General features: G+C 67.4%; 8 protein-coding genes. All 8 read right to left on the bottom strand.

What is annotated here, in order from left to right; translation table 11 throughout:
• Positions 1 to 853 (bottom strand): P-type conjugative transfer protein TrbL (gene trbL / locus Q8M13_RS14095; RefSeq protein ID WP_305300588.1); only part of this gene is annotated, 853 nt, incomplete at its 3' end.
• Positions 854 to 857: 4 nt separating this feature from the next.
• Positions 858 to 1,217 (bottom strand): putative entry exclusion protein TrbK-alt, encoded by a 360-nt coding sequence (gene trbK-alt / locus Q8M13_RS14090; RefSeq protein WP_305300586.1) that lies wholly within the window; start codon positions 1,215 to 1,217, stop codon positions 858 to 860.
• A 10-nt stretch (positions 1,218 to 1,227) separates the two neighbouring features.
• A complete protein-coding gene (gene trbJ, locus Q8M13_RS14085) occupies positions 1,228 to 2,001 on the bottom strand; it encodes a P-type conjugative transfer protein TrbJ (RefSeq protein WP_305300585.1) in 774 nt (257 codons plus the stop codon).
• The gene (trbE, locus tag Q8M13_RS14080) at positions 1,998 to 4,454 is read right to left on the bottom strand and encodes a conjugal transfer protein TrbE (RefSeq protein WP_305300584.1); all 2,457 of its coding nucleotides are present in this window, start codon (positions 4,452 to 4,454) and stop codon (positions 1,998 to 2,000) included. The genes trbJ and trbE overlap by 4 nt, the downstream gene beginning before the upstream one ends.
• A gap of 12 nt (positions 4,455 to 4,466) precedes the next feature.
• Complete coding sequence (locus Q8M13_RS14075; RefSeq protein ID WP_305300583.1) at positions 4,467 to 4,748, bottom strand: VirB3 family type IV secretion system protein; 282 nt, start codon at positions 4,746 to 4,748, stop codon at positions 4,467 to 4,469.
• Positions 4,748 to 5,080 carry a TrbC/VirB2 family protein gene (locus Q8M13_RS14070; protein WP_305300581.1) on the bottom strand — a complete coding sequence of 111 codons (333 nt, stop codon included), beginning with the start codon at positions 5,078 to 5,080 and terminating at the stop codon, positions 4,748 to 4,750. The genes Q8M13_RS14075 and Q8M13_RS14070 overlap by 1 nt, the downstream gene beginning before the upstream one ends.
• Positions 5,077 to 6,012, bottom strand: coding sequence for a P-type conjugative transfer ATPase TrbB (gene trbB, locus Q8M13_RS14065; protein WP_370870064.1), 936 nt, complete (start codon positions 6,010 to 6,012; stop codon positions 5,077 to 5,079). Before trbB ends, Q8M13_RS14070 begins: the two co-directional genes overlap by 4 nt.
• A gap of 216 nt (positions 6,013 to 6,228) precedes the next feature.
• A complete protein-coding gene (locus Q8M13_RS14060) occupies positions 6,229 to 6,663 on the bottom strand; it encodes a CopG family transcriptional regulator (protein WP_305300578.1) in 435 nt (144 codons plus the stop codon).
• Between the last annotated feature and the right edge of the window lie 5 nt (positions 6,664 to 6,668).

Genomic DNA, 6,668 nt, shown 5'->3' with positions numbered 1-6,668 from the left:
CCATGCCGCCCGCGGCGAGGCCCGTGCCGACCGCCGCGCCGGCGCTGAGCTGCGGGCCGCCCGAGACGATACCGCTGGCGATGCCGGGGCCGAAGATGCCGAGGCCGAGCAGCGACAGCGCGGCGAGCACGATCGCCATCGCCTCGTCGATGGAGGGCGTCGCGCCGCCGAAGCCGGCGGTGAATTCGGAGAAGAGCGTCGAGCCGATGCCGATGATGACGGCGAGCACGAGCACCTTGATGCCAGAGGAGATGACGTTGCCCAGCACTCGCTCGGCCATGAAGGCGGACTTGCCGAACAGGCCGAAGGGGATCAGCACGAAGCCGGCGAGCGTCGTGAGCTTGAATTCGATGAGCGTGACGAAGAGCTGGATGGCGAGGATGAAAAAGGCGAGCAGCACCAGCGCCCAAGCCAGGAACATGCAGGCGATCTGGATGAAGTTCTCGAAGAACGACCAGTAGCCCATCAGGCCGGAGATCGATTCCAGGAGCGGGCGGCCGGCATCGAGGCCGGTCTGCGCCACCTTGCCGGGGCGCAGCAGGTCGGCGGTTGTGAAGCCCGTGCCGCTGGCCTTGAGGCCAAGGCCGGCGAAGCTCTCGAAGACTATACGGGCGAGATTGTTCCAGTTGCCGATGATGTAGGCGAAAACGCCGACAAACAGCGTTTTCTTCACCAGCCTCGCGAAGATGTCGTCGTCGCCGCCCCACGACCAGAAGAGCGCGGCCAGCGTCACGTCGATTACGATCAGCGTCGTGGCGATGAAGGCGACTTCGCCGCTCAGCAGGCCGAACCCGGAATCGATGTAGCGGGTGAAGACTTCGAGGAAATGGTCGATGACGCCGGTGTTGCCCATGGTGCTACCGCGTCTCGGCCGGCGAGGCCGGAGCTGGCTGGGGGTGAGGCGCTGCTTCCGCCGGCGAGTGCGGAGCGGGCGCGGCCTTCGGCAAGTGCTCGGCTGGTCGAGCGCCGGGGGCGAGAAAGCGGTTGCGGTTCTCCGCCCAGGCCCGCAGGCAGGCAGGATCACGCGGCCCGGCTTCGCCGAGTGCCTGGCAGCGGAACAGCTCGTCGCGCAGCGGGTCGGATGGAGCCGTGTTCGGCCGCGAGGACGCCCAGCTTTCCGCCGGCTCTTCGTTCCGGCTCATCTCGATCGCGGTCGCGGTAACCGCGATCGCCACGAACACCACGGCGCCGAGACGGGCGAGCATCTTGCCGTCCATGGCCGCGCCCTCAATTGCCGCTATTCGGGAACATGCGGGCGTTGCCCGCCTGATAGCCGCTGCCGGGGGTGAGAAACCGGCGGCGCTGCTCGCGGCCCTGTTCGGCAGCCGCGGCCCGTTCCGCCTCGGAGAGCGCCTGTGCGCGGCCGTTCGCTGCGACGACGGCCGTGAGGTCGGCGAGCTGCTGCGCCTGAAGCGCGAGGAGCTGGTTGCCGGCCTGCGTCGCCTGCAGTGCGCCCGTGGCCCCCTGGCTGCGGCCGATCAGCGAGGACATCTCGGCGCGATTGGTGTCGATGTTGCCGACGACGCCGGCCTGCACCCGCATCGCGTCCTGCAGGCCGCCGACCGTGTTTTGCCAGCGCTCGCGCGCCTGGGCGATGAGCTGCTGATCTGAGGCCGACATTGAGGCGTTGCCGTAGGTGGTCTGGAACGCCTGATCGATGTTCTGGACGTCGTAGGCGATGCGCTGTGCCTGGCTCAGAAGCTGTTGGGTGCGCTGGACCGACTGCTGGAGTTGCTGGAGCGACGAATAGGGCAGGCTCGCTAGGTTGCGCGCCTGGTTGATCAGCATGGTCGCCTCGTTCTGAAGCGAGGTGATCTGGTTGTTGATCTGCTCAAGCGCGCGGGCGGCCGACAGCACGTTCTGGACGTAGTTGGTGGGGTCATAGACGACCCACTGTGCCGCGGCTGGCGTGGCGAGGATCGGCGAGAGCGCGAGCGGCGCGGTGAGAAGAACCGCGGCGACGCGCCCCACGCGCGAGCGGGAATGAACGGAACGGGTCATGAGCGTACCTCCGGATCAGGTTGGGGGATGACGTTGGTGAGATCGGCGATGAGGTCGGCCGCCCAGGCGAGCCGGTTCTCAGCGAGCCATTCGTGGAGGAAGCCGTCGGTGCCGCTGCGGGCATGCACCGCGGCGATCAGCGCCTGGTGCTGTTTCGAGGAGGCGGCGCAGAGCGCGAGGGCGACGTCAGAGAGCCCCAGCTCGAACAGGCGATTGCCGCGCCGCGACTGGCAGTAGTAGTCGCGTTTGGGCATGGCCCGCGCCAGGATCTCGATCTGGCGGTCGTTCAACCCGAACCGGCGATAGATCGCGGTGATCTGCGGCTCGATCGCGCGCTCGTTCGGCAGCAGGATGCGGGTCTGGCAGCTTTCGATGATGGCGGGCGCGATCACCGAGCCGTCGATGTCGGAGAGCGACTGGGTGGCGAAGATGACGCTGGCGTTCTTCTTGCGCAGCGTCTTGAGCCATTCGCGGAGCTGTCCCGCGAACCCTTCATCGTCGAGGGCAAGCCAGCCTTCATCGACGATCAGCAGCGTGGGCCGACCGTCGAGCCGGTCTTCGATGCGGTGGAAGAGATAGGCGAGGACGGCAGCGGCAGCGCCGGTCCCAATCAGGCCCTCGGTCTCGAACGCTTGGACCGAGGCTTCGCCGAGATGTTCGGCTTCGGCGTCGAGCAGGCGACCATAGGGGCCGCCGACGCAGAATGGCCGCAGGGCCTGCTTGAGGTCGTTCGACTGGAGCAGAACCGACAGGCCGGTCAGCGTGCGTTCGCCGATCGGCGCGGAGGCGAGCGAGGACAGCGCCGACCAGAGATGCTCCTTCACTTCCGGCGTGATGGGGACGCTCTCCCGCCCAAGGATCGCGATCAGCCAGTCTGCCGCCCAGGCGCGTTCGGCGACGTCATCGATCCGGGCCAGCGGTTGGAGCGATACGCTGTCGTCAGCGCCTTCGGTGAGCCCGCCGCCGAGATCATGCCAGTCGCCGCGCATGGCGAGCGCCGCCGCCCGGATCGAGCCGCCGAAATCGAAGGCGAACACCTGAGACCGTTCGTAGCGGCGGAACTGCAGCGCCATCAGCGCCAGCAGCACCGACTTGCCGGCGCCGGTCGGCCCGACGATCAGCGTGTGGCCGACGTCGCCAACATGGATGGAAAGCCGGAACGGGGTCGAGCCTTCGGTTTTGCCGAAGAGCAGTGGGGGCCCTGCCAGATGCTCGTCCCGTTCCGGTCCCGCCCATACCGCCGAAAGCGGGATCATGTGGGCGAGATTCAATGTGTTGATCGGGGGCTGGCGGACATTGGCGTAGACATGGCCGGGCAGCGAGCCGAGCCAGGCGTCCACCGCATTGATCGTCTCGGGCATCGCGGTGAAGTCGCGGCCCTGGATGACCTTCTCGACCATCCGCAGCTTCTCGGCGGCGATGCGCGGATCATCGTCCCAGACAGTGATCGTCGCGGTCACATAGGCCTGGCCGGCATAGTCCGCGCCCAGCTCCTGCAACGCCATGTCGGCATCGGCCGCCTTGTTTGACGCATCGGTGTCCACGAGGACGGAGGCCTCGTTCGTCATCACCTCCTTCAAGATGGCGGCGATCGATTTGCGCTTGGCAAACCATTGCCGCCGGATCTTGGTCAGCAGTTTGGTGGCGTCGGTCTTGTCGAGCAGCACGGCCCGCGTCGACCAGCGATAGGGAAATGCCAAGCGGTTAAGCTCGTCGAGGATGCCCGGCGTGGTTGCGGTCGGGAAGCCGACGATGGTGAGGATGCGGATATGCGCGTCGCCGAGCCGGGGCTCCAACCCGCCGGTCAGCGGCTGATCGGCCAGCAGTGCATCGAGATACATCGGTGTTTCGGGCACACGGACCCGATGCCGCTTCGTCGAGACCGTCGAATGCAGATAGGTCAGCGTCTCGCTGTCATCGAGCCAGGCGCATTCCGGCATGAAGGCGTCGATGAGCTGGAGGATGCGATCGGTGCGGTCGGCGAAGCCGCGCAGGATCTCGTGCGCATCGACGCCGGCATGATCGCGGCCCTCATAGAGCCAGGTTTCTGCCCGCGCAGCGTCCTCGGCTGGCGGCAGATAGAGGAACGTGACGAAGTAGCTAGACTCAAAATGCGCGCCGGCTTCCTCGAAGTCGGCCTTGCGTTCGGCGTCGACCAGGGCGGACGCGCTGTCGGCGAACATGCTGGCCGGATAGGTCGCGGCGCCATGGCGTTGCGCTTCGACGAAGATCGCCCAGCCAGAGCCAAGGCGACGGAAGGCATTGTTGAGCCGGCCGGCGACGGCGACCAGCTCGGCTGGCACAGCGCTATCGAGGTCGGGGCCGCGGAAGCGCGCGGTGCGCTGCAGGCTGCCGTCCTTGTTGAGCACGATGCCTTCGCCGACCAGCGCGACCCAGGGGAGGAAGTCGGCGAGCCGGGTGTTGCGGTTGCGATATTCGGCGAGGTTCATCATCGTCGTCGCTCCTCAAACCGACAGGTGGCCGGGGATGCGCAGATGCTTGCGCACGACTTCGACGAACTGCGGATCGCGCTTGGCGGCCCAGACGGCTGCGAAGTGACCGATGGCCCAGAGCCCCAGGCCGACTAGCCAGAGGCGGAGGCCAAGCCCGAGCGCGGCGGCGAGCGTGCCGTTGAGGATCGCGATCGAGCGCGGAGCGCCGCCGAGCAGGATCTGCTCGGTCAGCGCCCGATGGACCGGGACTGAGAAGCCCGGCGGCTCGCCGCCATGGTCCGCGCCGTCGGCCATCAGACGAGCGCCCCGCCGCCGAATGAGAAGAACGACAGAAAGAAGCTGGATGCGGCGAAGGCGATGGACAGACCGAAGACGATCTGGATCAGCTTACGCGCGCCGCCCGACGTGTCGCCGAAGGCGAGCGTCAGACCGGTGATGATGATGATCATCACGGCGATGATCTTGGCGACCGGTCCCTCGATGGATTCGAGGATCGACTGCAGAGGAGCCTCCCACGGCATCGAGGAGCCGGAGGCGTGGGCGGCGGGCGCGAGCGCGAGCGAGACGAAGGTGACGGATACCGCCGTCGCGATATGGCGGCGGAAACGCAGGGCATGTTGGATCATGATGGATCTCCTGTGAGGGGCTGGCTTGCGGGGGTGACGCGGTAGTCGCCGTCGGGGCCGAGCCCCTCGATGCGGGCGAGCTCGGCGAGCCGGCGCGAGGCGCCGCGGCCCGACAGGACCGCGACAAGATCGATCGTCTCGGCGATCAGGGCGCGCGGGACCGTGACGACGGCTTCCTGGATGAGCTGCTCCAGGCGGCGCAGCGCGCCGATGGCGGTGCCGGCGTGGATCGTTCCGATGCCGCCGGGGTGGCCGGTGCCCCAGGCCTTGAGCAGCTCGAGTGCTTCGGCGCCGCGCACCACGCCGATCGGAATGCGATCAGGGCGCAGGCGCAGCGAGGAACGCACGAGATCCGAGAGCGAGACGACGCCGTCCTTCGTGCGCATCGCCACGAGGTTCGGCGCCGCGCATTGCAGCTCGCGGGTGTCCTCGATCAGCACCACGCGGTCGGAGGTCTTTGACACCTCGGCAAGCAGTGCATTGGTGAGAGTGGTCTTGCCGGTCGAGGTGCCACCGGCGACGAGGATGTTGCGCCGGTCGGCGACAGCGACCCGCAGCGCCTCGGCTTGGCCCGCGCCTATGATGCCGGCCGCGACATAGTCGTCGAGGGTGAAGACGGCGACGGCGGGCTTGCGGATAGCGAAGGCCGGGGCGGCGACGACCGGCGGCAAAAGTCCCTCGAACCGCTCTCCCGTTTCCGGCAGCTCGGCCGAGACGCGCGGGGCGCCCGGATGGACCTCCGCGCCGACATGGTGAGCGACGAGGCGAACGATCCGCTCACCGTCGGCCGGCGAGAGCCGCTCACCCGTATCGGAGAGCCCTTCGGAAAGCCGGTCGATCCAGAGCCGCCCATCGGGGTTGAGCATCACCTCGACGATCGCGGGATCTTCCAGAAACTGGGCGATCGCCGGCCCGAGGGCCGTGCGCAGCATGCGCGCGCCGCGAAGGATCGCCTCCGATTTCTGGTGAGTGGCCGCCACGTCGTCCCCGTTCTCTTGCGTGACCGCGATGTGCGGCCCTGGATCGGGGTGAGTAGAAGAGGCAGAATTCAGGGCATGACAACAACCGAAATGTGGTCGTCGTACTGTGGCGTACAAAGACAGGGGAACGGCGGTAGTGATATTTACTTGCGAAGACTGCGTGAGCGACTATTCCGCATCGCGCGCGGGGCTGAGGTCTTCCGAAATTTCCTGCCGCAGCTTCGGCCCGTTTGCGAGTCGACGGCCGAGCGCGGCGATGAACGCCTCGTAGCGTTCGCCAGCCTTGGCGCGGGCGGCCTGCGCGGCGGGTTCCGGCAAGGCCGGCGTCGTCTGAAGCCAGAAGCGCACGAAGATCGCCAGCGTTTCGACGGCGATGCCGACGTCGCGTTCCATGCGGGTCATGCGCCGGTCGATCTGGTCGAGCCGCTTAGTGATCGCCGCCTCCTGGCGCTCAGCCGCGTCAGGCGACAGGAAGGACGCGATGCCAGCCTCGGCAACCAGCGACAGGGAATGGCCGCGCCGCGCGGCATGTGCCGAAAGGGCCTTCATGACCTCAGGCTCGAGATAGACGGAGAGCCGCTGCTTCTTCGGTGATTTCGTCATGGTGC

Origin of the sequence: Phenylobacterium sp. (assembly GCF_030681155.1) — a bacterium.
Lineage (GTDB): Bacteria > Pseudomonadota > Alphaproteobacteria > Caulobacterales > Caulobacteraceae > Phenylobacterium.
The sequence above is the reverse complement of the archived record's forward strand: the minus strand, read 5'-3'. Positions and strand labels throughout refer to the sequence as shown.